This is a genomic window from Litoreibacter roseus (genome assembly GCF_009811795.1).
Lineage (GTDB): Bacteria > Pseudomonadota > Alphaproteobacteria > Rhodobacterales > Rhodobacteraceae > Litoreibacter > Litoreibacter roseus.
The window spans coordinates 804,376-827,398 of sequence record NZ_BLJE01000001.1; the positions used below are offsets into that span (position 1 = coordinate 804,376).

Annotated in this window: 22 protein-coding genes; 20 read left to right on the forward strand and 2 right to left on the reverse strand. The window is 60.6% G+C overall.

The window, feature by feature from the left end; all coding sequences use genetic code 11:
• The first annotated feature begins 21 nt into the window (after positions 1-21).
• The 20 genes from KIN_RS04050 (at position 22) to hypE (ending at position 19,410) form a co-directional block, all read left to right on the forward strand.
• A complete protein-coding gene (locus tag KIN_RS04050) occupies positions 22-1,356 on the forward strand; it encodes a sensor histidine kinase (RefSeq protein ID WP_159804653.1) in 1,335 nt (444 codons plus the stop codon).
• A complete protein-coding gene (locus tag KIN_RS04055) occupies positions 1,353-2,345 on the forward strand; it encodes an NADH-quinone oxidoreductase subunit B family protein (protein WP_159804654.1) in 993 nt (330 codons plus the stop codon). Before KIN_RS04050 ends, KIN_RS04055 begins: the two co-directional genes overlap by 4 nt.
• A complete protein-coding gene (locus tag KIN_RS04060) occupies positions 2,342-3,775 on the forward strand; it encodes a nickel-dependent hydrogenase large subunit (RefSeq protein ID WP_159804655.1) in 1,434 nt (477 codons plus the stop codon). Before KIN_RS04055 ends, KIN_RS04060 begins: the two co-directional genes overlap by 4 nt.
• Complete coding sequence (gene hypF, locus KIN_RS04065) at positions 3,760-6,021, forward strand: carbamoyltransferase HypF (RefSeq protein ID WP_243144803.1); 2,262 nt, start codon at positions 3,760-3,762, stop codon at positions 6,019-6,021. Before KIN_RS04060 ends, hypF begins: the two co-directional genes overlap by 16 nt.
• A 223-nt stretch (positions 6,022-6,244) precedes the next feature.
• Positions 6,245-7,348 carry a hydrogenase small subunit gene (locus tag KIN_RS04070; protein ID WP_159804656.1) on the forward strand — a complete coding sequence of 368 codons (1,104 nt, stop codon included), beginning with the start codon at positions 6,245-6,247 and terminating at the stop codon, positions 7,346-7,348.
• Positions 7,349-7,350: 2 nt separating this feature from the next.
• Entirely contained in the window at positions 7,351-9,144 is a 1,794-nt protein-coding gene (locus KIN_RS04075) for a nickel-dependent hydrogenase large subunit (protein WP_159804657.1), read from the forward strand.
• Positions 9,145-9,157: 13 nt separating this feature from the next.
• Complete coding sequence (locus KIN_RS04080; RefSeq protein ID WP_159804658.1) at positions 9,158-9,331, forward strand: hypothetical protein; 174 nt, start codon at positions 9,158-9,160, stop codon at positions 9,329-9,331.
• Between the two features lie 29 nt (positions 9,332-9,360).
• A complete protein-coding gene (cybH, locus tag KIN_RS04085; RefSeq protein ID WP_159805358.1) occupies positions 9,361-10,113 on the forward strand; it encodes a Ni/Fe-hydrogenase, b-type cytochrome subunit in 753 nt (250 codons plus the stop codon).
• A 274-nt stretch (positions 10,114-10,387) separates the two neighbouring features.
• The gene (locus KIN_RS04090; RefSeq protein WP_159804659.1) at positions 10,388-10,996 is read left to right on the forward strand and encodes a HyaD/HybD family hydrogenase maturation endopeptidase; all 609 of its coding nucleotides are present in this window, start codon (positions 10,388-10,390) and stop codon (positions 10,994-10,996) included.
• Between the two features lie 5 nt (positions 10,997-11,001).
• A complete protein-coding gene (locus KIN_RS04095) occupies positions 11,002-11,322 on the forward strand; it encodes a HypC/HybG/HupF family hydrogenase formation chaperone (RefSeq protein WP_159804660.1) in 321 nt (106 codons plus the stop codon).
• Between the two features lie 10 nt (positions 11,323-11,332).
• Positions 11,333-11,716, forward strand: coding sequence for a thioredoxin domain-containing protein (locus tag KIN_RS04100; protein WP_159804661.1), 384 nt, complete (start codon positions 11,333-11,335; stop codon positions 11,714-11,716).
• Between the two features lie 11 nt (positions 11,717-11,727).
• Entirely contained in the window at positions 11,728-12,573 is an 846-nt protein-coding gene (locus KIN_RS04105; RefSeq protein ID WP_159804662.1) for a hydrogenase expression/formation protein, read from the forward strand.
• Positions 12,570-13,352, forward strand: a complete 783-nt coding sequence (gene hybE / locus KIN_RS04110) for a [NiFe]-hydrogenase assembly chaperone HybE (protein ID WP_159804663.1) — start codon at positions 12,570-12,572, stop codon at positions 13,350-13,352. Before KIN_RS04105 ends, hybE begins: the two co-directional genes overlap by 4 nt.
• 3 nt (positions 13,353-13,355) lie before the next feature.
• On the forward strand, positions 13,356-14,267 hold the full coding sequence (locus KIN_RS04115) for a hydrogenase expression/formation protein HupK (protein ID WP_159804664.1): 912 nt from the start codon (positions 13,356-13,358) through the stop codon (positions 14,265-14,267).
• Positions 14,260-14,601, forward strand: coding sequence for a hydrogenase maturation nickel metallochaperone HypA (gene hypA, locus KIN_RS04120; protein ID WP_159804665.1), 342 nt, complete (start codon positions 14,260-14,262; stop codon positions 14,599-14,601). Before KIN_RS04115 ends, hypA begins: the two co-directional genes overlap by 8 nt.
• Positions 14,602-15,435 carry a hydrogenase nickel incorporation protein HypB gene (gene hypB / locus KIN_RS04125; RefSeq protein ID WP_159804666.1) on the forward strand — a complete coding sequence of 278 codons (834 nt, stop codon included), beginning with the start codon at positions 14,602-14,604 and terminating at the stop codon, positions 15,433-15,435.
• A complete protein-coding gene (locus KIN_RS04130; protein ID WP_159804667.1) occupies positions 15,432-16,907 on the forward strand; it encodes a sigma-54-dependent transcriptional regulator in 1,476 nt (491 codons plus the stop codon). Before hypB ends, KIN_RS04130 begins: the two co-directional genes overlap by 4 nt.
• 3 nt (positions 16,908-16,910) lie before the next feature.
• Complete coding sequence (locus KIN_RS04135) at positions 16,911-17,216, forward strand: HypC/HybG/HupF family hydrogenase formation chaperone (protein WP_159804668.1); 306 nt, start codon at positions 16,911-16,913, stop codon at positions 17,214-17,216.
• The gene (hypD, locus tag KIN_RS04140) at positions 17,213-18,358 is read left to right on the forward strand and encodes a hydrogenase formation protein HypD (RefSeq protein WP_159804669.1); all 1,146 of its coding nucleotides are present in this window, start codon (positions 17,213-17,215) and stop codon (positions 18,356-18,358) included. Before KIN_RS04135 ends, hypD begins: the two co-directional genes overlap by 4 nt.
• Positions 18,355-19,410: a hydrogenase expression/formation protein HypE gene (gene hypE, locus KIN_RS04145; RefSeq protein ID WP_159804670.1), complete on the forward strand. Its 1,056-nt coding sequence runs from the start codon at positions 18,355-18,357 to the stop codon at positions 19,408-19,410. Before hypD ends, hypE begins: the two co-directional genes overlap by 4 nt.
• Positions 19,411-19,417: 7 nt before the next feature.
• Here hypE and KIN_RS04150 read toward each other — a convergent pair whose 3' ends face one another.
• The gene (locus KIN_RS04150; RefSeq protein WP_159804671.1) at positions 19,418-20,107 is read right to left on the reverse strand and encodes a GntR family transcriptional regulator; all 690 of its coding nucleotides are present in this window, start codon (positions 20,105-20,107) and stop codon (positions 19,418-19,420) included.
• 9 nt (positions 20,108-20,116) lie between these two features.
• Entirely contained in the window at positions 20,117-23,014 is a 2,898-nt protein-coding gene (locus KIN_RS04155) for an FAD-binding and (Fe-S)-binding domain-containing protein (protein ID WP_159804672.1), read from the reverse strand.
• Positions 23,015-23,023 lie beyond the last annotated feature (9 nt).

Consider the following 23,023-nt stretch of genomic DNA (forward strand, 5'->3'; position numbering starts at 1 on the left):
CGTGGGGCTAGACTGCCAGCCATGCAACGTGCCGACATCCTTTCCCAGACAGACGAACCCGCCAACGGGTTTACGGACGTCGCGTGGAATGGTGTGATTGAAGCGGTTGATCGCACCTATACCGAACTTGTTGCCTACCAGGAACTGCTTGAGGCCAAGAACGAGGAGCTTGAGGACCTGCGCCGGTTCATGGTGTCTGTTTTGTCCTCGGTCTCGGACTTGCTGCTTGTCGTCGACAAGGATCGGATGATCGAACGGACGGGCGGCGCTCTTGTTCGGGTCTTGGGGGACCGTCACAAGGCCCAGATCGGGGTGTGCGTGGATGCCTTGCTGACGGACGACGCCCGGGATGATTTGCGGCGGGTGGTCGATCAGGTCGTGCGCACGCGCGAAGATACGGTGATCGAGATCGAGGTGCTGACAGACGACGGCACCGCGCCGCTGGAACTGAGCGTGGCCCCGCGGTTGGATGAGCGCGGTCGCAGTCAGGGCGCTGTTCTGGTCGGGCGTCCCGTGGGGGAGTTGCGCAGCGCGTATTCCGAGCTTGAGACTTCGCACCTTGCGCTGCAGGCGGCGCAAAGCATGCTGGTGCATAACGAAAAATTGGCGTCGCTGGGCCGGTTGGTCGCAGGCGTGGCGCATGAGTTGAACAACCCGATCAGCTTTGTCTACGCCAACACCCATGCGCTGGAAAAATACGCGTCGCGGTTCGAGCGTTATTTCGACGCGGTGTCTGCCGGGGCGAGCCATGACGAGCAGATGGCGCTGCGTGATGAATTGCGCCTGGACCGGACGATCAAGAACCTGCGGGGCGCCATCGACGGGGCCAAGGACGGGGCCGAACGGGTCCGCGATATCGTCGAGGATTTGCGCCGTTTGAGTGCCGAAGGCACGGGCGAGGTTGTCCGGTTCGATCTGATGACCACGACGCGCACGGCGGCCGATTGGGTGGTGCGCGGCACCAAGACACCGGTCAAGCTGGCGTTTGTTGACGATGGATCACGGCAGGCGATGGGCAATCCCGGCCATGTCCAGCAGATCGTGATGAATTTGGTGCAGAATGCGATTGATGCCCTTGGTCAGACGGATGCGCCCCAAATCGTGTTGCGTGTGTTTGATCGTGACGAATTTGTCGTTTTGTCGGTGGAAGACAACGGTCCCGGTGTTCCCGAAGAAGCAGCGGCGCTTGTGTTCGATCCATTCTTCACGACTAAGGCGGTCGGTCAGGGCACAGGGCTGGGTCTGTCGATTTCCTACAAGATCGCGCAGGAGCATGGGGGCGGCCTTGCGCTGACCTCTACGAGCGTGGACGGCAGCTGCTTTGAGTTGTCCCTACCGGCGGAGGGACAGGTATGAATATCTTGTGGCTGCAATCTGCGGGCTGCGGCGGGTGCACAATGTCGCTGCTTTGTGCCGAGACACCCAATGTCTTTGATCTGCTTGGATCGGCGGGGCTGTCCTTCCTTTGGCATCCTGCCTTGTCGGAACAAAGCGGCGGCGACGTGCGCGCGTTGCTGGGTGGTGTCGAGAGCGGTGACATCCCGCTGGACATTTTATGTGTGGAAGGGTCGATCCTGACGGGGCCAAAGGGCACGGGGCGCTTCCAGATGTTGTCGGGCACCGGGCGGTCGATGATGGACTGGGTGCAAAGCCTTGCGCCGCGCGCCGCGCACGTGGTGGCCGTTGGAACCTGCGCCACCTATGGTGGGGTTACCTCTGCCGGTTCGAACCCCGCGGGCGCCATCGGGGTGCAATACGACGGCAACAGCCCGGGCGGCGCTTTACCTGCCGCGTTCCGTGCGCGCAGCGGGTTGCCCGTGATTAACGTTGCGGGCTGTCCGACCCATCCTGATTGGGTCACCGAAACGCTGATGCTGCTGGCCGCAGGCCGCTTGGCTGAAAGTGATCTGGACCAGTTGGCTCGCCCGCTTTTCTACGCCGAGAACCTTGTCCACCATGCCTGTCCGAAGAACGAGTTCTACGAGTACAAGGCAAGCGCCGAAAAGCTGAGCCAGATGGGCTGCATGATGGAGCATTTGGGGTGCGTCGGCACGCAAGCTTCTGGCGACTGCAACATACGGGGCTGGAATGGCGGGGGCTCGTGCACCAAGGCGGGCTACCCTTGCATCAATTGCACCGCGCCCGAGTTCGAAGAGCCGCAGCACCCGTTCACGCAGACCCCGAAATTCGCGGGCATTCCGGTGGGGCTGCCGTCGGATATGCCGAAGGCCTGGTTCATGGCGCTGGCCTCTCTGTCCAAGGCCGCGACCCCGAAACGTGTGGCCGAGAACGCTGTCGCCGACCGGGTGGAGGTCGCGCCAAGCTTGAAATCCGGCAAATCATGAACGCGCGCAAGCTGATTGTCGGCCCATTCAATCGGGTCGAGGGCGATCTTGAGATCAAGCTGGATGTCGAGGACGGCCGCGTGGCTGCAGCCTATGCCAATGCGCCGCTTTTTCGCGGGTTCGAGCAGATGATGGTGGGCAAGGCACCGGAAGACGCGCTCACGATCACGCCGCGCATCTGTGGTATCTGCTCGATCAGCCAGTCCGCGGCGGCCTCGGCTGCCTTGGGGGCGGCAGCGGGGGTCGCTCCCGCGCCTGAGGGCATGCGGGTGGCCGCCATCCTTCACGCGATCGAAAACGTGTGTGATCACCTCACGCATTTCAACCTCTTCTTCTGCGCGGACTTCGCCCGGCCCGCCTATGCCGGACGCGCATGGCATGCGCGCGCGGTCGATCGGTTCACGGCGATGGAGGGGTCGGGGGCCCGCGCCTGTGTCGAGGCGCGTGCGCAAATCCTGCACATCGTAGGCCTGCTGGGCGGGAAATGGCCCCACACGCTCGCCATCCAGCCCGGTGGCGTGACCCGTGCGCCCACCGCCCGCGACTGTGTGCGCATGGCATCCACGCTTGCCAGCTTCCGCCGGTATCTGGAAACAGTCGTGTTTGGCGCACCCGTTGAATCCTTTGCCGAGATTGCCACTGCCGATGCGCTGGTCGGCTGGGACAAAGGCGACGCAGGTCTCTTCATGGACATCGCCGCCGATCTGGCGCTGGGACAAATGGGAGCGGGTCCCGGTCGATACATGTCGTTCGGGGCATATCCGCTGCCAGACGGCCGCGCCTTTGCGTCCGGCTTGTGGGAGGCAGGCCATCTGCAGCCGGTGGACACCCGCGACATTCGCGAAGATCTCAGCCATGCCTGGATGCACGGCGCCACGGCGCACCCATCGGACGGCCGTACCGACCCTGACGAGGATATGAGCGATCCGGCCTATAGCTGGTGCAAGGCGCCGCGGCTTGGGGGGCGCACAGTCGAAACCGGGGCCTTCGCCCGGCAGGTCGTGGACGGACATCCCGCAGCGGTTGAACTGGCGGGGCGCGGCAGCAACGCGCTGAACCGCGTGGCGGGACGCCTGCTGGAGGTCGCGCGCACGCAGCTGCTTTTGGAACAGTGGGTTGCGGATATTGCACCGGAGGCCCGGTTCATGGACAGCGTCACGTTGCCTCAAACAGGGGATGGCGAAGGGCTGGTGGAGGCGGCGCGCGGCGCGCTTGGGCACTGGATCCGGATCGAAGACGGCAGGATCGCAGGGTATCAGATCATTGCACCGACGACCTGGAACTTCAGCCCCCGCGACGCTGCCGGAACACCCGGTCCGGTTGAAGCCGCGCTGGAAGGGGCTGTGGTCGGCGACGATGAAGACACACCCCTGACGGTGCAGCATATCGTGCGCAGTTTTGATCCTTGCATGGTGTGCACGGTCCATTGACGGCGGGCCTGCGTATCCGCGTGCGCGGGCAGGTCCAAGGGGTCGGATTTCGCCCCTTTGTCTGGCAGTTGGCGCACCGGTTCGATATCCGGGGCGAGGTGCTCAACGATCCCGAAGGCGTTCTGATCCTTGCCCACGGTGCCTCTGTCGATCCCTTTGTAGATGCACTTTCCTGCGAGGCACCACCGCTGGCGCACGTCGACGCGGTCGAGATCGCGGATTATCGCTTTGACACCATACCGGCAGACTTTGTCATCGCCGCAAGCGTGGGGCAGGGTGCACAAACGCGGGTCACCCCTGACGCTGCAACCTGCGACGCGTGCTGTGATGACATTCGTGGCGATGATCCCCGTCGGCGCGGATATGCATTTACGAACTGTACACATTGCGGTCCACGCTTCACCATACTGAACGGACTGCCCTATGACCGGGCACGCACGACCATGGCCGCCTTCGCCATGTGTGCTGACTGCGCGGCAGAGTATGGCGACCCGGCCGACCGACGGTTTCACGCGCAGCCTGTCGCATGCTCGGTGTGCGGCCCGACGCTTTGGTTCGAGGATGGGTCAGGGCGGCTCGACGGCGATGCCCTTTCGTTGGCCGTGGCAAAACTTAAAGAGGGCGCTGTTCTGGCCATCAAAGGGTTGGGCGGGTTCCACCTGTGCTGTGACGGGACCAACCCGGACGCCGTTGCCGCGTTGCGCGCACGCAAGAGGCGGCCCACCAAACCGCTGGCGCTGATGGGAACCGAGGCGCATATCGCCCGATATGCCCGTCCGTCGAAACAGGATTGGCTGCACCTGCGCGCGCCGTCAGCGCCTATCGTTCTGATGTCCAAGGGGGCCGCGCTCCCTGACGTCATTGCCCCGTCGCAGAACCGCTTGGGATGGATGTTGCCCTATACCGCCTTGCATCACTTGCTGCTCGACAAGATTGCCGTGCCGCTGGTGATGACATCCGGCAATCTGTCTGGCGAGCCACAGGTGATCGACAATGACGAGGCGCGCACAATGTTGGCCGACATCGTCGATGGGTTTGTGATGCATGACCGGGACATCGCCCGGCGGTTGGATGACAGCGTTTTGCAGACCACGCGCCATGGGACGATGATCCTGCGGCGGGCGCGGGGGCTGGTGCCTGAAACGCTGCCTCTGCCAGCGGGGTTCGAGGATGCGCCGCAGACCGTGGCCTATGGCGCGCATCTCAAATCCGCGATCTGCCTTATCAAGGACGGACAGGCGCTGCTGTCCCATCATTTGGGGGATCTGGACGACGCGTTGACATGGGATGAGTTCGTGAAGGCAGATGCCGATTATGCGCAGCTCTTTGACCATCAGCCCGAGATCTTTGCCTGTGATCTGCACCCCGGATACCGGTCGTCCCAGCACGCCGCAGAACGGGGCGGTGATGCGGTGGTTGAAGTGCAGCATCACCATGCGCATCTGGCGGCATGTCTGGCCGAGACTGGCTGGCCGCGTAAGGGCGGTCGGGTCGCTGGGATCGTTCTCGATGGGCTGGGTCTTGGCAGTGACGGCACGATTTGGGGCGGCGAGGTGCTGCTGGGCGATTACGTCGGGGTCGAGCGGCGTGCATGGCTGCGCCCTGCGCCGCTGCCGGGTGGCGATGCGGCCAATCGCGCGCCGTGGCGCAACCTTCTGGCCCGTCTCGACCAAGCGGGCATGGTGGAGGTTGCCGATGATATTCTCAATGATGCGCCCCGTGCCCTGCTGCGCCAAGCGGTCGAACGGGGGGTGAATGCGCCGCTTTCCTCGTCTGCGGGACGGCTTTTCGATGCGTTTGCGGCCGCCTTGGGGGTCGAGGGCGATCAAAGTTTCGAGGGTGAGGCCGCGATGAAGTTGGAGGCGATGGCTCAACGCGCGCCGCTGAATGCCGAGTATGCCTATCCGTTTGCCGATGGCGATGACGGTCTCGACCCTGCGCCCATGTGGGACGCATGGCTGGGCGATCAGATGACCGGCACCCACCCGGAGGCGATGGCGATGCGCTTTCACGCCGGTTTGGCGCAGGCTTTCGCGGCCAAGGCGCGGGCGCTTGTTATAAGTGGTGAGGCGCAGGCGGTGGCCCTGTCTGGCGGGTGTTTCCAGAATGCGCTGCTGCTTGAGCTGACGGTCCTGGCCTTGGGTGATGTGCCTCTTCTGTTGCATGAAAAAGTGCCCGCGAATGACGGCGGGCTGGCGCTGGGTCAGGCGGTCATCGCGGCGGCTCAGGCGCTCGCGCGCCGGTAAGCGGCTGGCCATCTGGCTTTTGCACTGGTTAGAGAGCGCTCAGTCCGGCACGCAATTGTACTTGAATTTTGTCTCGTAAGATATTCCAAAATATAGATTATATACCGCTTCCCATAATTTTCCGAATTCATGGAAACGCCAATGCATCCCTTTGCATACTGAAATCGAGGAGGTCCGCCCGGTGTCTGCGCGGCGGATTGGAAGATCATAAGGGAGTGTGGCATTGGCCGATATCGAAACATTCTATGACGTGATGCGCAGTCAGGGGATCACCCGCCGCAGCTTCATGAAGTACTGCTCGCTTACGGCGAGTGCGTTGGGCCTTGGGCCGGCCTTTGTCCCCCAGATTGCCCACGCAATGGAGACGAAGCCGCGCACGCCTGTGATCTGGGTCCATGGTCTCGAATGTACCTGCTGCTCTGAGAGTTTCATCCGCTCGGCTCACCCGCTGGCAAAGGATGTGGTGCTGTCGATGATCAGCCTTGATTACGACGACACGCTGATGGCGGCCGCGGGCCATGCTGCCGAGGCAGCGTTCGAAGAGACGATCCAGAAATACGACGGACAGTACATTCTGGCGGTTGAAGGCAACCCGCCGCTGAACGAGGACGGTATGTTCTGCATCTCGGGCGGCAAGCCGTTTGTGGAGAAGCTGAAGCACGCCGCCAAAGGGGCGAAATGTATCATCAGTTGGGGGGCGTGCGCGTCCTATGGCTGCGTGCAGGCTGCCAAGCCGAACCCGACGCAGGCCACGCCGGTGCACAAGGTCATCACCGACAAACCGATTATCAAGGTGCCGGGTTGTCCGCCCATTGCTGAGGTCATGACCGGCGTCATCACATATATGCTGACGTTCGACCGGATGCCCGAACTGGATCGGCAAGGACGTCCCGCGATGTTCTACGGTCAGCGCATCCACGACAAATGCTACCGCCGTCCGCATTTTGATGCGGGTCAGTTCGTTGAGGAATGGGACGATGACGGCGCGCGGAAGGGCTATTGCCTTTACAAAATGGGGTGCAAGGGACCGACGACCTACAACGCCTGTTCGACCGTGCGCTGGAACGAGGGCGTCAGTTTCCCCATCCAGTCGGGTCACGGCTGCATCGGCTGCTCGGAAGACGGGTTCTGGGATCAGGGCACGTTCTATGACCGTGTCACCGATCTGACCCAGTTCGGCGTCGAGGCCAATGCCGACCAGATCGGTCTGGCAGCCGCTGGTGCTGTCGGAACCGGTGTGGCGGCCCATGCCGCGATCACTGCGCTCAAGGCGGCACAAAGCAAGGCGCAGAAGACCCCAACCGAACCCACGAATGAGGAGGCCTGAGCATGGTTGTTCAAACGCCAAACGGCTTCAATCTTGACGACAGCGGCAAGCGGATCGTCGTAGATCCAGTGACCCGGATCGAAGGCCATATGCGCTGCGAGGTGAACGTGGATGATGAAGGCATCATTCGCAACGCGGTTAGCACCGGAACGATGTGGCGGGGGCTTGAGGTGATCCTGAAGGGCCGGGATCCGCGCGATGCCTGGGCCTTCACCGAGCGGATCTGCGGCGTCTGTACAGGCACTCACGCGCTGACATCCGTGCGCGCGGTCGAGGATGCGCTGGGGATCACCATTCCCGACAACGCTAACTCGATCCGTAACATGATGCAGCTGAATCTGCAGATCCATGACCATGTCGTGCATTTCTATCATTTGCACGCGCTGGATTGGGTGAACCCGGTCAATGCGCTACGCGCGGATCCCAAAGCCACGTCGGAGTTGCAACAAACCGTCTCCCCCAGCCATCCGCTGTCCTCGCCCGGTTATTTCCGGGACGTCCAGAACCGGCTGAAGCAGTTTGTCGAAAGCGGCCAGTTGGGGCTGTTCAAGAACGGTTACTGGGACAACCCTGCCTACAAATTGCCGCCCGAGGCGGACCTGATGGCAACAACCCACTATCTTGAGGCGCTGGATCTGCAGAAAGAGATCGTGAAGGTTCACACGATCTTTGGCGGCAAGAACCCGCATCCGAACTGGCTTGTGGGCGGTGTTCCATGCCCGATCAACGTGCATTCGACCGGGGCCGTGGGCGCCATTAACATGGAGCGCCTGAACCTTGTCTCGTCCATCATCGACAAGTGTATCGAGTTCAACAAGAACGTTTATCTGCCCGATGTGATCGCCATTGGCGGCTTTTACAAGAACTGGCTCTACGGTGGTGGTTTGTCTTCGCAGGCCTGCCTCGCCTACGGTGATATCCCCGAAAACCCCAATGATTTCTCGCCCGAACAGCTGTATCTGCCCCGCGGGGCAATCGTGAATGGCGATCTGAGCACCGTGCATGACGTCGATGTGCGTGACCCGGAACAGATCCAGGAATTCGTGGATCATTCTTGGTACGAGTACGCGGAGAAGGGCAAGGGTCTGCATCCCTGGGACGGTGAGACCGAGGCCAAGTTTGAGCTTGGTCCGAACCTCAAGGGCACACGCACCAACATCAAGGAGATCGACGAGGGCGCGAAGTATTCCTGGATCAAGGCGCCTCGCTGGAAGGGCCACGCGATGGAGGTGGGCCCGCTTGCACGCTACATCGTGGGCTACGCCAACGGGCACGAGGATATCAGCGATCAGGTCAACGGTCTCTTGCGCACCATGGACCTGCCGGTCGATGCGTTGTTCTCGACCTTGGGTCGGACTGCGGCGCGGGCGCTGGAGTCCGAATATTGCGGACGCTTGCAGAAATACTTCTTCGACAAACTGGTCACCAACATCAAGAACGGTGACGAAAGCACGGCAAATGTCGCCAAGTGGGATCCAAGCACATGGCCAAAAGAGGCTAAGGGCGTCGGCATGACCGAAGCGCCGCGCGGTGCTTTGGGCCATTGGGTCAAAATCGACAGCGGACGCATCGAGAATTACCAATGCGTTGTTCCAACCACGTGGAACGGGTCGCCCCGTGACAGTCAGGGCAATATCGGCGCGTTCGAGGCAAGCCTCATGAACACCAAGATGGAGCGTCCGGAGGAGCCGGTCGAAATTCTGCGCACGCTGCACAGTTTCGATCCGTGTCTGGCCTGTTCGACCCATGTGATGTCGCCCGACGGCGATGAGCTGACCACTGTCAAAATTCGCTAAGGGAGGACATACCATGAAAAGACTTACAGCACTTGCAGCCCTGCTTCCCGGTTCAGCCTTAGCCCACGGGGGTCATGCGCCTGTGCCTGAGATAGCGCACGGTTTGTCCCATGTCGGGCCATTCGTGGGGTTGGTCATCATTGCGATTGCCGGGGGTGTCATTCTCTATCAGCGGTGGCTCTCATGAAGGTCGAGGTCACCGAAGCCACGGCCAAAATGGATACGGAGATCGACTTCTATTCCGTCAATCCACTGACCGGTGATGCGACGGAGGCTGACCGGGCGACCATCACGCGCAACTCGTCGGTCTACGTCTACGAGGTGCCCGTCCGGCTTTGGCATTGGATCAACGCCGCCGCGATCCTTGTCCTGTGTGTCACGGGCTATCTCATCGGATCGCCCTTGCCCTCCGTCGATATCAGCGAGGCGACCAATCAGTTCCTGTTTGGCTATATCCGCTTTGCCCATTTCGCGGCTGGCATGATCATGACGGTCGGCTTCTTTGGCCGCATCTATTGGGCCTTTGTGGGCAATCACCACGCGCGACAGATGTTCAAACTTCCGGTGTTCAACGCCAAATGGTGGTCCGAGGTGTGGGGCGAGGCCAAGTGGTACATGTTTCTGGAAAAACAGCCGAAGAAATATGTGGGCCATAATCCGTTGGCGCAAATTGCCATGTTCTTTTTCATGACCGTCGGCATGTCTTTCATGATCCTAACGGGCTTCGCGCTGTATTCCGAGGGTGTGGGGCGTGATGGCTGGCTGGACACGCTGTTTGGGCCGTTGCTCGACATAGTTGGGGGCAGTCACATGATGCACCAGATCCATCACCTGGGTATGTGGGCCATCGTCATCTTCATGATCATTCACATCTATGCGGCGATCCGCGAAGACGTCATGTCCCGCCAGTCCATGGTGTCAACGATGATCTCGGGTACGCGGACGTTCAAGGACGACGATCCAACCTAGAACACGCGCGCATTGAAATGTGGGAAGCGGGCGCGAGTCGCCCGCTTTTTCTTTGTGATCACTAAATATCCAATTTTATGGTAAGATGGATGATATAATGCCACTCACCCATGATCGGTATGCGATGATATTCTTATAAGTATATTATTTTCAGATACTTAGAGAATATAATTATATTTTGGAAAAAGTTTGGTCCATCGGCGTGGCGATAAGTTAACGTCCTCTCATAGCCAGATTGGAAGGCAAGTTGCCAATCCAGCTAAGGGAGGACGACATGTCAGATACTGTGCTGATCCTTGGGATCGGGAACGTTCTGTGGGCGGATGAGGGCTTCGGTGTCCGATGCGTCGAGCACTTGGCTCGGAACTGGGAACTGCCCGACAACGTGACGCTTCTGGATGGGGGCACGCAAGGGCTCTACCTGCTGCCGTTTCTCGAAGAGGCCGACGTTCTGATCGTTTTCGATGCCGTCGACTATGGTCTGACCCCCGGCACGATGAAGATTGTCGAAGGCGATGAGGTGCCCCAGTTCATGGGCGCCAAGAAGATGTCGCTGCACCAGACCGGCTTTCAGGATGTGATCGCAACCGCGACGTTGATGGGTTATTGCCCAGAGACCCTGATCCTGATCGGCTGCCAACCCGAAGAGCTTGAAGATTACGGTGGGGGTTTGCGCGATGTCGTGGCCGCCCAGATTGAACCCGCACTCCACGTGGCGCTGACCAAATTGGCCCAGATGGGCGTCGTTGCAAAACCCGGTCGGACCCACAGTGACCTTTTGGCGGACGCATCGATCATGCACGAGACCTACGAGGCGGGACGCCCGTCCGAGGAAGACGCATGTCGCATCGGTGATGATCGCTTTTTCCCGGCGGCGGAGTAACGGCCGTGTGCGTTGGCATCCCCATGCAGATCACCGCCATCGACGGCATCGCGGCAACCACGACGAACGGGCAGCACGTCAAAGTGGTTGACCTGTCGCTGACGCCCGATGCGCAGGTGGGCGACTGGTTGCTGACCTTCCTGGGGGCGGCTCGCGAGATCATCACCGCGGACGAGGCGCACAAGATCGGCGCCGCCTTGGCCGGGCTGCAATCACTGATGAACGGCGGCGACCTTGGCGATGCATTTGCTGACCTTGAAGATACCGGGCCGCGTTTGCCCGCCCATTTGCAAGCCGCGCTGGATGCCGGCGCCACCACCGGCTGAGGAGGGCCGCATGACACACCCATTGATCACCCGCCTGACCGGCGAATTCGACTACCCCAACCTGACCAATATGGGTGAGGTTGCCGCCTTTACCGAAGGTCCCGGCCTGCACGTGATTTTCGTGCCCGGGGACATCAAACGCAACCTTGAGACACCTGACGTGGCTGTTATCCTCCCTGAACTGCGGCAGGCGTTTCAAGGTCGCTTTGATTGTGCCGTGGCCGACGACGCGGTTGAGTCCGAGTTGCGCGAGAGCACGGAAGTCTACAAGACCCCCAGCCTGATCTTTTTCCGCGATGGCCAGATGATCGGCGGCATTCCCAAGGTGCGCGACTGGTCCGAATACATCGAGCGGATCACCCAGATCATCGCCCTTCCCGTGGCCGCAGAGTAAGGAACGCCCCCATGACCAACCCTTTTATGATGCCTCCGACAGGATTTGGCCCCGGCTCCCAACCGCTTGAGCAGGGCGACGAGCAACTGGAATACATGCCGCTGCCACAGGACATGCGCACCTATTCGCCCTCTTTGCCCGAGGTTGATGATCTGGATGCAAACAAGATCGCCCCGACCCTGAAAGTGTTGTCAGACGTGGCCAAGGCGGCCAGCCGAATTGCTAAACAGGGCGGCACCGCCACGTTTGATCTGCGTGGGCTCGACGCGGTCAACCGCGAGCTCATTGCCGAGACACTGGGCAGCGGCGAAGTCGCAGCCAAGGTGCGCGACATCCCTGCGATCGCTTTGCAGGAAAGCGTGTTTGCAGGCGTTTGGATGCTGAAGAGCGCAACGGCAGATTACATCGAGGTGGCCGAGATTCCGTCGGCGGTTCTGTCCGATCCCTTCACGGCCCATCGCGCAGGCCTCGGCGACACTGCGCCTTTGGTTGCAGGTGTGGTCAACGCGCCGCCGATGCTGGTTGAGTTGGTCGACAAATCCACCACCTTCGATCCTGCAGCGCCGCTGCATGTGATCAACCTGTCGCTCTTGCCGCACACGGAAGAAGACCTCGTCTGGCTGGATCAGGCGGTGGGCGAGGGGGCCGTGACCATCCTGTCGCGCGGGTATGGCAATTGCCGGGTGACCGCAACGACGCTGCCCCATGTCTGGCGCGTACAGTTCTTCAACTCGATGGATACGCTGATCCTCGACACGTTTGAGGTGACCACCGTGCCCGAGGTCGCTTTGGCCGCGCGCGAAGATCTGGCGGACAGCGGCGATCGCATTGTGCAGGTGCTGGAGGCGATCCGATGAATGCCCGGTTCGAAGGCAGCTTTCTTGGCGCGACCGACAAGATCAGCCCGCTGGCAATCATGGAGTGCAAGATTTGCTGGTCCCCCTATGATCCGGCAGAGGGCGACGATTACCGGCAGGTTGAACCCGGCACCGCTTTTGTCGATTTGCCGGATGACTGGTCCTGCCCGAATTGCAGCGCCCCGAAAGAACAGTTCATGGTGCTGGAGGACCCCGGTTCGACCATCGCCGCCGATGCTGCTTTGCTAACCGAGGCGACCGATCGTCTGGTCGCCGATTTCCGAGAGATCTGGCACGCCAAGATGCGGGATGTGCCGATGGTTAACAAGCTGCTGCAGATCGAGGCCGTCGGCTTCCAGATCTTTGATGGTCGTCCGTTGGGGGTTCTGATCTCGCCTTGGTTCATGAACCTGATCCAACTGCCCGGCGCAGATGATGATTGGTCGGATTTGACGCCGGGCGCGAAGGAATTGATCGCGTTCGCCTCGGGCGACTATGAGTTCATCCACAACACCCGTAACATGACGGGCGGCTACAAGGCGTGTTCCCTGTTTTCTCCGATGGGCGATTTCAAGTCGCAGATGCAGGCTCAGGAGGTCGCGCGCGCGGTGATGGTCGCTTTGTTTGATGGTGAAAACCGGGCCGAGACCGACCGGGCCGCCGATATTCGCGTTGCACGTGAGGCCGAACTGGCACCCCCCGCAAGGGAACCGGTCGCCTTGACCGATGAGCCGTCCCGCCGCGCGGTCCTCACCGGCGGTCTGGCGACCGAGGGCTAAGCGATGCTGGTCCAGCCCATATCCCAGCACGTGCGCGCCCGGCCCATGCCGACGTTGCCCGTGGCAGATATGGTTCTGGGCCAGACGCCGGAGACCGCGGCCGCGTTTCTTCCGCGACTGTTCAACCTGTGCCGGGTGGCGCAAGGCATCGCCGCGCGTGCCGCCTTTGGTCTACCACTGTCAGATGGATGGCAGGACGATCTGCGGCGCGAGATCGTGAAGGAGCACGTGGTCAAGCTGTGTCTGAAATGGCCCGGCTTGCTGTGCCTGCCTCCGCGCGCGCTGCCAAGGGATTGGGCGACAGACGATGATGCGCTGCGCCGCGCACTGTTCGGCGAGGCTTGGCCTTTGCCGCAAACCTATTCCGCGTTCTGTGCCTTCTTGGGATCTGACGTGCCGATTGCGCCGGTGTTGCGGGCGATCAAGATGCTGTTTCCCGCACGCACGGGGAGCCGATCCGCCTTGCCGCTGACCACGTCCGACACGATTTTCAGCGAGATGCTGCAAGAAAACTCGGTGGCCGCGCGCCATGCAAATCATCCGGTCCTGCGTCAGATCGAGACAGTCAATGGTCGCGGTCCGCTCTGGAACGCCATTGCCGTGATCTATGACATCGCCGCTTGTCTCGATCATTCGGCCCTTTCAGTGACGTTCAAGCATGGATACGCCGTCGTGCCCGCCGCCCGTGGATTTTACGCCATTCGGGCGGGGGTGACAGGCAACCGTGTGACGTCCTTCGCACGCCTCACGCCGACCGACCATCTGCTGGCAGATGGCGGTCCGTTGGATCAGAGCTTGGCCACTTTGCCTGCAGATCGCGCCGGTGCGCTGGCGCCGCTGCTCTTGTCAATTCTCGATCCGTGTTTTCCAGTGGCCCTGGAGCACACGGGTAAGGGAGTGGCTGCTCATGCATGAGATGTCGCTTTGCGAAGGGATGCGGACGGTGATCGAAGATCAGGCGCGCGCGCATGACGTCGCGAAAATCACCCGCGTGCGCGTCGAGATTGGCCGCTTTGCAGGGGTCGAGATCAAGGCGCTGCATTTCGCCTTTGACGTGGTGATGCGCGGATCGGTGGCGGAGGGGGCCGAGCTGGTCACTGTGGATTTGCCGGGGCGTGCGCTTTGCTATGATTGCATGAAAGAGGTCGAGATCGCAGATCGCCTGGACCCCTGTCCGACGTGTGGCGGTGGCAAATTGATGCCGCAGGGCGGGGATGAGATGAGGATAAAGGACTTGGAGGTCGCTTAGATGTGTACAGTATGCGGATGCAGTGAAGGTGAAACCAAGGTTCATGCCCCGGCGCATGACCACCCCTCGCACGGCCACAGCCACGACCACAGCCACGGCCACGGGCACCATCATCACTACGGTCATGGTCTCGCCGGGGTAGACGTGCCCGGCATGTCGCAAGACCGGTTGATCGAGATCGAAACGGATATCCTGTCCAAGAACGACGCTTACGCGCGTGCCAATCGCGCTGCGCTTGCCGCCCGCGAGATCTTCGCGCTTAATCTTGTGTCATCGCCGGGCTCCGGCAAGACGACCCTTCTGTGCAAGACGATTGAGGCCTTGGGTGATCAGCCCCTTGGCGTCATCGAGGGCGATCAGCAAACCCAGAACGATGCCGACCGCATCAGGGCGACCGGGGCGCCTGCGGTGCAGGTCAACACGGGCAAGGGCTGTCATCTGGATGGGCATATGGTCGGACACGCGATGGAGCATCTGGACCTGCCGCGCGGTGCGATGCTGTTCATCGAAAACGTTGGTAATCTGGTCTGTCCAGCCGCCTTCGATCTGGGTGAGGACGGAAAGGTCGCCATACTGTCCGTCACCGAGGGTGAGGATAAGCCCTTGAAGTACCCCGACATGTTCACGGCGGCGCGTTTGGCGATCCTGAACAAGATTGATCTGGCCCCCCATTGCGACGTGGATCTGGACCTCTACGAGGCGAACTTGCGGCGCGTGAATCCCGGAATTGAGATCCTGCGCGTGTCAGCCCGGACCGGCGCGGGAATGGAAACCTGGGTCGCGTGGCTGCGCAGGCATTTGGCGGATAAGGCCGCCCCGCAGGCTGCCCAATGAACCCGCTTCCGACCCTCCTGCTGGTCGATGACGAGGAGCATTCGCTAGCCGCAATGCGCATGGCACTGGAGGATGATTTCGAATGCCTGACCGCGCTGGATGCAGACGAAGCCACGCGTCTGATGGAAGAGAACTTCGTACAAGCGATCTTTTGCGATCACCGGATGCCGGGCCGCACGGGGGTCGAGTTTCTGGCCGATGTGCGCGAACGCTGGCCCGAAACGGTGCGGATCATCATCACTGGCTACACCGAAACAACCGATATGATCGCTGCAATCAATGATGCGGGCATCTATCAATTCCTGACAAAGCCATGGCATCCCGATCAGCTGATGATGGCGGCCAAGAATGCAGCCCAGTTGTTCCAGCTCAGCCGCGATCACGACCGGCTGTCGCTTGAAATGCGGTTCATGGGCAAGACCGCTGAAAACAAAGTCGAGGCACGGCGCCGCACTTTGCGTCAGGGGTTCGGGTTCGAAAAAATTCTCCGCGCCGCCAATTCGCCGATGAACGCCACCGTGGAATTGGCACGGCAATATGCCAGTTTCGATGTCCCGGTGTTGATCTCGGGCGAGGCCGGGACGGGCAAGGATGGAATGGCCCGCGCGATGCACTATGCCTCGCTGCGGTCTGAACATGCGTTTTACGAACTGAACTGTGCCGGCATGTCAGACGAGCTGTTGATGATTGAGTTGTTGGGGGCGAAAAAGGGTGTCCTGCCGGGGGCGCCCAACAACAAGATCGGTCTGCTGCAGAAGGCGTCGCGCGGCACGATGTTCCTGAACGGGGTCGATACCCTCAGCCCGCAAATGCAACTTGTCCTCCTGAGGCTCGCGACGGAGGGAAGTTTCGAACCCGTCGGTGGATCAGAGACGCTGACAACCAATGCACGCCTGCTGACGGGGGGCCATATCGATCTGGGCCGTGCGGTGGAGGCCGGAACGTTTCGCAAGGACTTGTATTACGCCCTTGCTGCGACTGAGCTGACTTTACTGCCCTTGCGCGACCGGATCGAGGATCTTCCGATCCTGGCGCAAACCGCGCTGGCTGATCTGGCCGCTGAACACTCAAAGCCGGTCGAGGGGCTGACCGATCTGGCGCTCGAATTTCTGGGAAATTACGACTGGCCCGGAAATTTGCCTGAACTGACAAACGAACTGACCCGCATGTTGATCTGCGCGCAGGATGTGCGGCTGGGACCTGAGTTGATCTCGCGCCATATCCTACAGGCCGACCCATCGGTCAGCGCGTTGCCGGAACGGGGCGTCACGGATGTTTTGGCGTCTGACGGAACGCTGAAGGACCGCATTGAGCTTATCGAGGCGCGTATTCTGCGCGAAACGCTGACCCGCCTGAAATGGAACAAGAGCCGCGCCGCCGAAGAGCTTGGGCTCAGCCGCGTCGGCCTGCGCTCGAAACTGGACCGCTACGGCGTCACCCAGCCAGCCAAACATCAAACCGAGGAGGATTGAGCCATGTGTCTGGGTATTCCAGGACAAATCGTCGAGATCACGGACGAGAGCCGTCTGATGGCGATGGCGGATGTGTCCGGCGTGCGTCGCGAAGTGTCGGTGGCCTGTGTGGCGACGCCCGATCTGAAGGATCTGATCGGTGAATGGGCCTTGATCCACGTGGGCTTCGCCATGAGCGTGATTGACGCCGATGAGGCCGCCAAGACGCTTGATGCGTTGCGCGGTCTGGGCGAGGCGCAGGAAACGCTCGAGGCGATGGCGCAAGGCGATGCCGCGCTGACAGGTGCCGTGCAGGAGGTCACATCATGAGATATGTTGAGGAATTCCGCGATCCCGAGGCCGCCAAGGGTGTCTTGCGCGCAATTGAAGACGTGGTGGCTCAAATCGGCGCGACGCATGACAAGCCCATCCATATCATGGAGATCTGTGGCGGCCACACTCACGCGATCTTTCGCTACGGACTGGATCGTCTGACGCCGCCCGGCATCGAGTTCATCCACGGTCCCGGCTGCCCGGTCTGTGTCTTGCCCATGAGCCGGATTGATGAATGCGTGGAATTGGCTGAGCGTCCTGAGGTGATCTTTTGCACCTTCGGCGATGCGATGCGCGTTCCGGGTACCCGCAAATCGCTTTTGCAGGCCAAAGCGGACGGCGCCGATATCCGAATGGTCTACTCACCGCTTGATGCGTTAGAGCTTGCGCGGCGCAATCCTGACCGCGAGGTCGTGTTCTTCGGGTTGGGGTTCGAGACCACAACGCCGTCGACCGCCCTGTCTATCCAGCAAGCGGCGCGCGAGGGATTGGGCAATTTCAGTGTCTTTTGCAACCACATCACTGTGCCGCCGCCGATCAAGGCCTTGCTGGACGATCCGCATATGATCCTCGACGGGTTTGTGGGGCCCGGTCATGTGTCCATGGTGATCGGCACGCATCCTTATGATTTCATCGCCCGGGACTACGGTAAGCCTATCGTCGTGGCGGGGTTTGAGCCGCTCGATCTGCTGCAATCAGTTCTGATGGTTCTCTGCCAGATCCGCGACGGTCGGGCTGAGGTTGAAAACCAGTACGCCCGTGTCGTGCCGGAGCATGGCAATCCCGTCTCGATTGCTGCGATTGACGACGTGTATGAGGCGCGGCCCACCTTTGAATGGCGCGGTCTGGGGGAGATCGATGCCAGTGGCCTGCGTATCCGCCATGGGTACCGCGCGTTTGATGCCGAAGAGAAGTTCGGGGTAGGTTACGGCGCCGGCCCGCGCCTTGTGTCCGAACCAGAGGGATGCGCGTGCGGTCAGGTTATGACGGGGCGGATTAGGCCGACCCAATGCGCGCAATACGGGACCGGTTGTACGCCGGAGATGCCGCTTGGGGCGCTCATGGTCAGTTCCGAAGGAGCCTGTGCGGCCTACTATCAATATGGCGCAACCGAAGATTTTATGGAGCCTGCGGAATGAACATGGTCACATCTGTTCCTCCCAAACCGTCGCGCCTGCGGGGTGACCGCGTGACCATGGCCCATGGCGGTGGTGGCAAGGCCATGCGGGATCTGATCGAAGAGGTTTTCACGGACGTGTTCCTGCCACCCGGATCCGAGGATCAGGCGCGTCTGACGTCTGATGCTTTGCGTGAACCGGGTGCGCAACTTGCGTTCACCACCGACAGTTTTGTTGTTGCCCCAATCGAGTTTCCGGGCGGCGACATCGGCAAAATTGCCGTGTGCGGAACGGTGAATGACTTGGCCGTGGGCGGGGCGAAACCGCTCTGGCTTTCAGCGGCGTTCATCATCGAGGAGGGCTGCGAAATCGCGCTGCTGCACAGGGTGGTGGCATCAATGAAGGCCGAGGCGGACAAGGCGGGTGTGCGCATCGTGACAGGTGACACTAAGGTTGTGGAACGCGGGTCTGCCGATCAAGTGTTTGTCACGACATCGGGCGTCGGGGTGATCCCGCCCCATCGCGATCTTGCGGCGGAGACTATTCAAGCCGGAGACGTGGCCATCGTGAACGGAGTTCTGGGTGATCACGGCGCCACCATTCTGGCTGCCCGCGGGGATATGGCACTGACCACGGACATCACATCCGATTGCCAAAGCTTGAACGGGTTGATGGAGACGGTTCTGGAGGCTGCCCCCAATGCGCGCGCGGCGCGCGATGCGACCCGGGGCGGGCTGGCGTCTTGCCTGAACGAAATGGCTGAGGCTTCAGCGCTGAGCATCGAGATCGACGAGACAGCCCTTCCGTTGCGGGACGAGGTGAAGGGCGTGTGCGAGGTGCTGGGGCTTGATCCCCTTTATCTGGCCAATGAAGGCACGCTTGTGCTCTTCGTTCCCGAGGCAGAAGCGGATGCGGCCTTGGCTGCCATGCGCGCCCGACCTGAAGGGCAGGGGGCCGCGATTATCGGCCGGGCAAAAGCAGGCCATGCGGGCCGCGTCACCATGAAAACCCTGTTCGGCGGGCAGCGTCTGGTTGATACTCTGGTCGGGGAACAACTGCCTCGGATCTGCTGACACAGTATTATGATGAACCGGGTGCGTTCTCTTTATCCTGAAGCCATCGTATGACGGACACGCGTTTGGCTTCCATGTGTTTGAGCAGGGTTGTCGCCAGGTTCTGACCGTCCCGTGCGACCAGATATTTCAATATCTTTTCGTGTTCTTGCACGGCCTGGTACCACCGTCCTTCGGTCATGTTCGCCAGATATCGGGCGCGTTGCATGCGCAGGGAAAGCGCCTGACAGGATGTGGTCAATGTTGCGTTTCTGGCGGCAAGCAGAATTGCGCGGTGGATTTTCTGGTTGATGCTGAAATAGGCATCCAGATCGCGGCGCTCGTAGCTTTCCAGCATTTGATTGTGGAGCACACGCACCTCTTCGATTTCAGCGTCCGTCATATGTCGGCAGGCCAACTCACCTGACAGCGCCTCTAGTGCGCCAAGAACAGGGAAAACCTCTTCAACTTCCTCTTCCGTGACCTGCGTGACCCATGCGCCGCGGTTTGGCTCCAGCCTGATCAGACCGTCGGATGCCAGCACTTTCAGTGCCTCCCTGAGGGGAGTCCGTGACACGCCGAACTGGTCACACAGGCTTTTTTCGGGAACCTTGGTTCCGGGCGCCAGTTCAGAGCTGATGATCAAGGTCTGAAGGCGATCCACCAGTTCATGATGGAGGGACTTACGCGTGATCGCCTGGGACGCTTGCATGGTCATCGCTTCACCTCAACGCTTAAGGGCAAGTTCAAGAAGACGCGCGACATGCATGGGTTGGCGCGCGGTGATATCCGCCACTTGATGGCGACAAGAGGTCCCATCCGCAACAATTAATGTGTCTTCGCTGGCGGCTCTGACGGCGGGCGCAAGATCAAGTTCCGCCATTTTTCGCGAAACATCATGTGTTTCAACACCATATCCAAATGCACCGGCCATACCGCAACAGCTTGTCTCAACCACGTCGACCTGCGTATCGGGCAGGCGCGACAGTGTCTTTTCGATCGAAGACATAACGCCCATTGCCTTTTGGTGACAATGACCGTGTAGCAGAATTCTGGGCGCGGGGGACGTCAGAGGAAGATGGAAGTCGGGATTGTCCTCTTGGTCTGCGATGTATTCCTCCAGCATGCGCGCGTGCTGCGACAGTATTTCGGTATCCTTGCCGGGCAAGAGCGCAGGTATCTCGTCACGCAGGGTCAGCAGGCAACTCGGCTCCAGACCGATAATCGGAATGCCTTGTTCTGCATATGGGACCAGAGCTGACACAAGCCGCTGTGCCTCTTGCCTTGCTTGTTCAACCAGACCTGCCGACAGGAATGTGCGGCCGCAACACAACGGTCGTTCGCCCTTGGGCGCCGCCGCCACGTGGAAGGGAACATCGGCGGCCTCAAGCACCTTGACCGTGGCGCGCAGATTTTCAGGCTCAAAGTAACGGTTGAAGCAGTCGGAAAACAGGACGGCCTTGGGATCGGTCTGCTGTGTGGCTTCGCCGTCTGCAAAGGGGCGGGCGCTCCATCTGGGCAAGTTGCGTGTCGCCGTGAAGCCGGTCAGCCTTTCCGTTAGTTTGGCAAGTCCCGGTACGATGTCGCGTAGGTTTGCCAGAAACGGCGCCCGCGCGGCCCACGGGGCATAGCGCGGCAGATAGGCGACCAGCCGGTCATGAACGCTAAGTCCGTTCTTTTTGATGCGCGCCGATTGAACCTCGATCTTCATCCGCGCCATATCAACGCCCGTAGGGCATTCCCGCTTGCAGCCTTTGCATGACACACACAGCTTCATCGTGTCGGCCATTTCGTCCGAGGTCAGTGCATCGGGTCCCAACTGTCCCGAGATCGCAAGCCGCAGCGCATTCGCACGCCCGCGCGTCAGATCCTTTTCCTTGCGGGTCACGCGGAAGGATGGGCACATCACGCCGCCCTTCAGTTTGCGGCAGGCCCCGTTGTTGTTGCACATTTCAACCGCGCCTTGAAATCCGCCCCCGCTGCCCGTCCAGTCGGACCAGTCGAGGTTCGTCTTGAAGTCCGGCACGCGGTACTCGGGACTGTAGCGAAACAGCTTGCGATCATCCATTTTCGGGGGGTCGACGATCTTGCCGGGGTTGAATATCACTTGGGGGTCAAAGCGTCTTTTGACTTCGGCGAAGCTGGCCACCATGCGCCGGCCAAACATCTTTTCATGAAATTCTGACCGGACCAGCCCGTCGCCGTGCTCGCCTGAATGCGAGCCCTTGTATCGTGCGACAAGATCGAAGCATTCCTCTGCGATCGCGCGCATCTTTTTGACGTCCTGATCCAGCTTGAGATTCAGGACGGGTCGCACGTGCAGACATCCGACCGACGCGTGCGCGTACCACGTGCCCCGCGTGCCATATTTGTCGAAGATCTCCGTGAGGCCTGCGGTATAGTCTGCAAGGTCGGGCAATTCGACGGCACAGTCTTCCACGAATGACACGGGTTTGCCGTCGGCCTTCATCGACATCATGATGTTCAGACCCGAACTTCGCAGATCAGCGATCCGGGCCTGCACCTTTGGATCGGTCACGGGGGTCACGCCGCCCCAATTCTTACCGCTGGCCGACCAGGAAAACCCAAGGTCCCCCACGAGATCTTCAAGTTGTCTGAGCTTTTTGGGATGCAAGCTCGTGTCTTCTTCTGCGAATTCGACCAGAAGAAGGGCGTCGGGTTTGCCGGTTACGAACTCTTCAATGGTTTCGCGGAACAGTGGAATGTCCCGCGCAAGGGCAATCATGGTGGAATCGACCAGCTCGACGCCTTGCGGATTGAGTTTGACGAGATGCTGTGCCGCATCCATGGCTTGGTGGAACGTAGGAAAATGACAAACCCCCAGCACTTTCTCGGACAGAAGCGGCCACAGCTTCAACTCGATTGCGGTGGAGTAGGCCAGGGTTCCTTCCGAGCCCACCAGAAGATGGGCAAGGTTATTAGGGGTATTCCGAGGCACGAGCGCATCAATGTTATAGCCACCGACGCGCCGCATGACATTTGGAAACCGCGCCTTGATTTCCGTGGCTTCACGTTGCCCCAATTGGAGCAGGTCTTCCGTCAGTGACACGTAATGCGGATCTGTGTTCGCGCCGACGGGTCCGAAGTGATGCTTGCTGCCATCCGCAAGAAACGCCTCGACGGACAGAACGTTGTCCCGCATCATGCCGTAGCGCAGAGATTTGCCGCCGCAGGAATTGTTGCCTGCCATGCCTCCGATGGTCGCGCGTGATGCCGTCGAGACATCGACAGGGAACCAAAGCCCGTGCGGTTTGAGCGCGCGGTTCAGTTCGTCCAGAACAATCCCAGGGCGCACAACGCAGCGCTGACCCTCTACGTCCAGTTCGAGGATATCATTGAAGTACTGGGTGTTATCGAGAACAAGCGCGGTGTTGACTGTTTGACCGCACTGCGATGTCCCGCCGCCGCGCGCCAGCAGCGGGATCCCTTGTTCGCCCGCAATGTCGATAGCTGCGCGAATGTCGTCTTCAGATTTCGGGGACAGGACACCTACGGGCATCATCTGATAAAGCGAGGCGTCGGTGGCATAGCGACCGCGTGAAAACGTGTCGAACATGATGTCGCCCTGAACGCGTTTTGTGAGGGCGTCGGAAAGCTGATTCATGTTCTATCC

Coding starts and splice junctions, on each gene's coding strand:
- KIN_RS04050 (WP_159804653.1), top strand. CDS start 22: ATGCAACGTGCCGACATCCTTTCCCAGACAGACGAACCCGCCAACGGG.
- KIN_RS04055 (WP_159804654.1), top strand. CDS start 1,353: ATGAATATCTTGTGGCTGCAATCTGCGGGCTGCGGCGGGTGCACAATG.
- KIN_RS04060 (WP_159804655.1), top strand. CDS start 2,342: ATGAACGCGCGCAAGCTGATTGTCGGCCCATTCAATCGGGTCGAGGGC.
- KIN_RS04075 (WP_159804657.1), top strand. CDS start 7,351: ATGGTTGTTCAAACGCCAAACGGCTTCAATCTTGACGACAGCGGCAAG.
- KIN_RS04080 (WP_159804658.1), top strand. CDS start 9,158: ATGAAAAGACTTACAGCACTTGCAGCCCTGCTTCCCGGTTCAGCCTTA.
- cybH (WP_159805358.1), top strand. CDS start 9,361: ATGGATACGGAGATCGACTTCTATTCCGTCAATCCACTGACCGGTGAT.
- KIN_RS04090 (WP_159804659.1), top strand. CDS start 10,388: ATGTCAGATACTGTGCTGATCCTTGGGATCGGGAACGTTCTGTGGGCG.
- KIN_RS04100 (WP_159804661.1), top strand. CDS start 11,333: ATGACACACCCATTGATCACCCGCCTGACCGGCGAATTCGACTACCCC.
- KIN_RS04105 (WP_159804662.1), top strand. CDS start 11,728: ATGACCAACCCTTTTATGATGCCTCCGACAGGATTTGGCCCCGGCTCC.
- hybE (WP_159804663.1), top strand. CDS start 12,570: ATGAATGCCCGGTTCGAAGGCAGCTTTCTTGGCGCGACCGACAAGATC.
- KIN_RS04115 (WP_159804664.1), top strand. CDS start 13,356: ATGCTGGTCCAGCCCATATCCCAGCACGTGCGCGCCCGGCCCATGCCG.
- hypA (WP_159804665.1), top strand. CDS start 14,260: ATGCATGAGATGTCGCTTTGCGAAGGGATGCGGACGGTGATCGAAGAT.
- hypB (WP_159804666.1), top strand. CDS start 14,602: ATGTGTACAGTATGCGGATGCAGTGAAGGTGAAACCAAGGTTCATGCC.
- KIN_RS04130 (WP_159804667.1), top strand. CDS start 15,432: ATGAACCCGCTTCCGACCCTCCTGCTGGTCGATGACGAGGAGCATTCG.
- KIN_RS04135 (WP_159804668.1), top strand. CDS start 16,911: ATGTGTCTGGGTATTCCAGGACAAATCGTCGAGATCACGGACGAGAGC.
- hypD (WP_159804669.1), top strand. CDS start 17,213: ATGAGATATGTTGAGGAATTCCGCGATCCCGAGGCCGCCAAGGGTGTC.
- hypE (WP_159804670.1), top strand. CDS start 18,355: ATGAACATGGTCACATCTGTTCCTCCCAAACCGTCGCGCCTGCGGGGT.
- KIN_RS04150 (WP_159804671.1), bottom strand. CDS start 20,107: ATGACCATGCAAGCGTCCCAGGCGATCACGCGTAAGTCCCTCCATCAT.
- KIN_RS04155 (WP_159804672.1), bottom strand. CDS start 23,014: ATGAATCAGCTTTCCGACGCCCTCACAAAACGCGTTCAGGGCGACATC.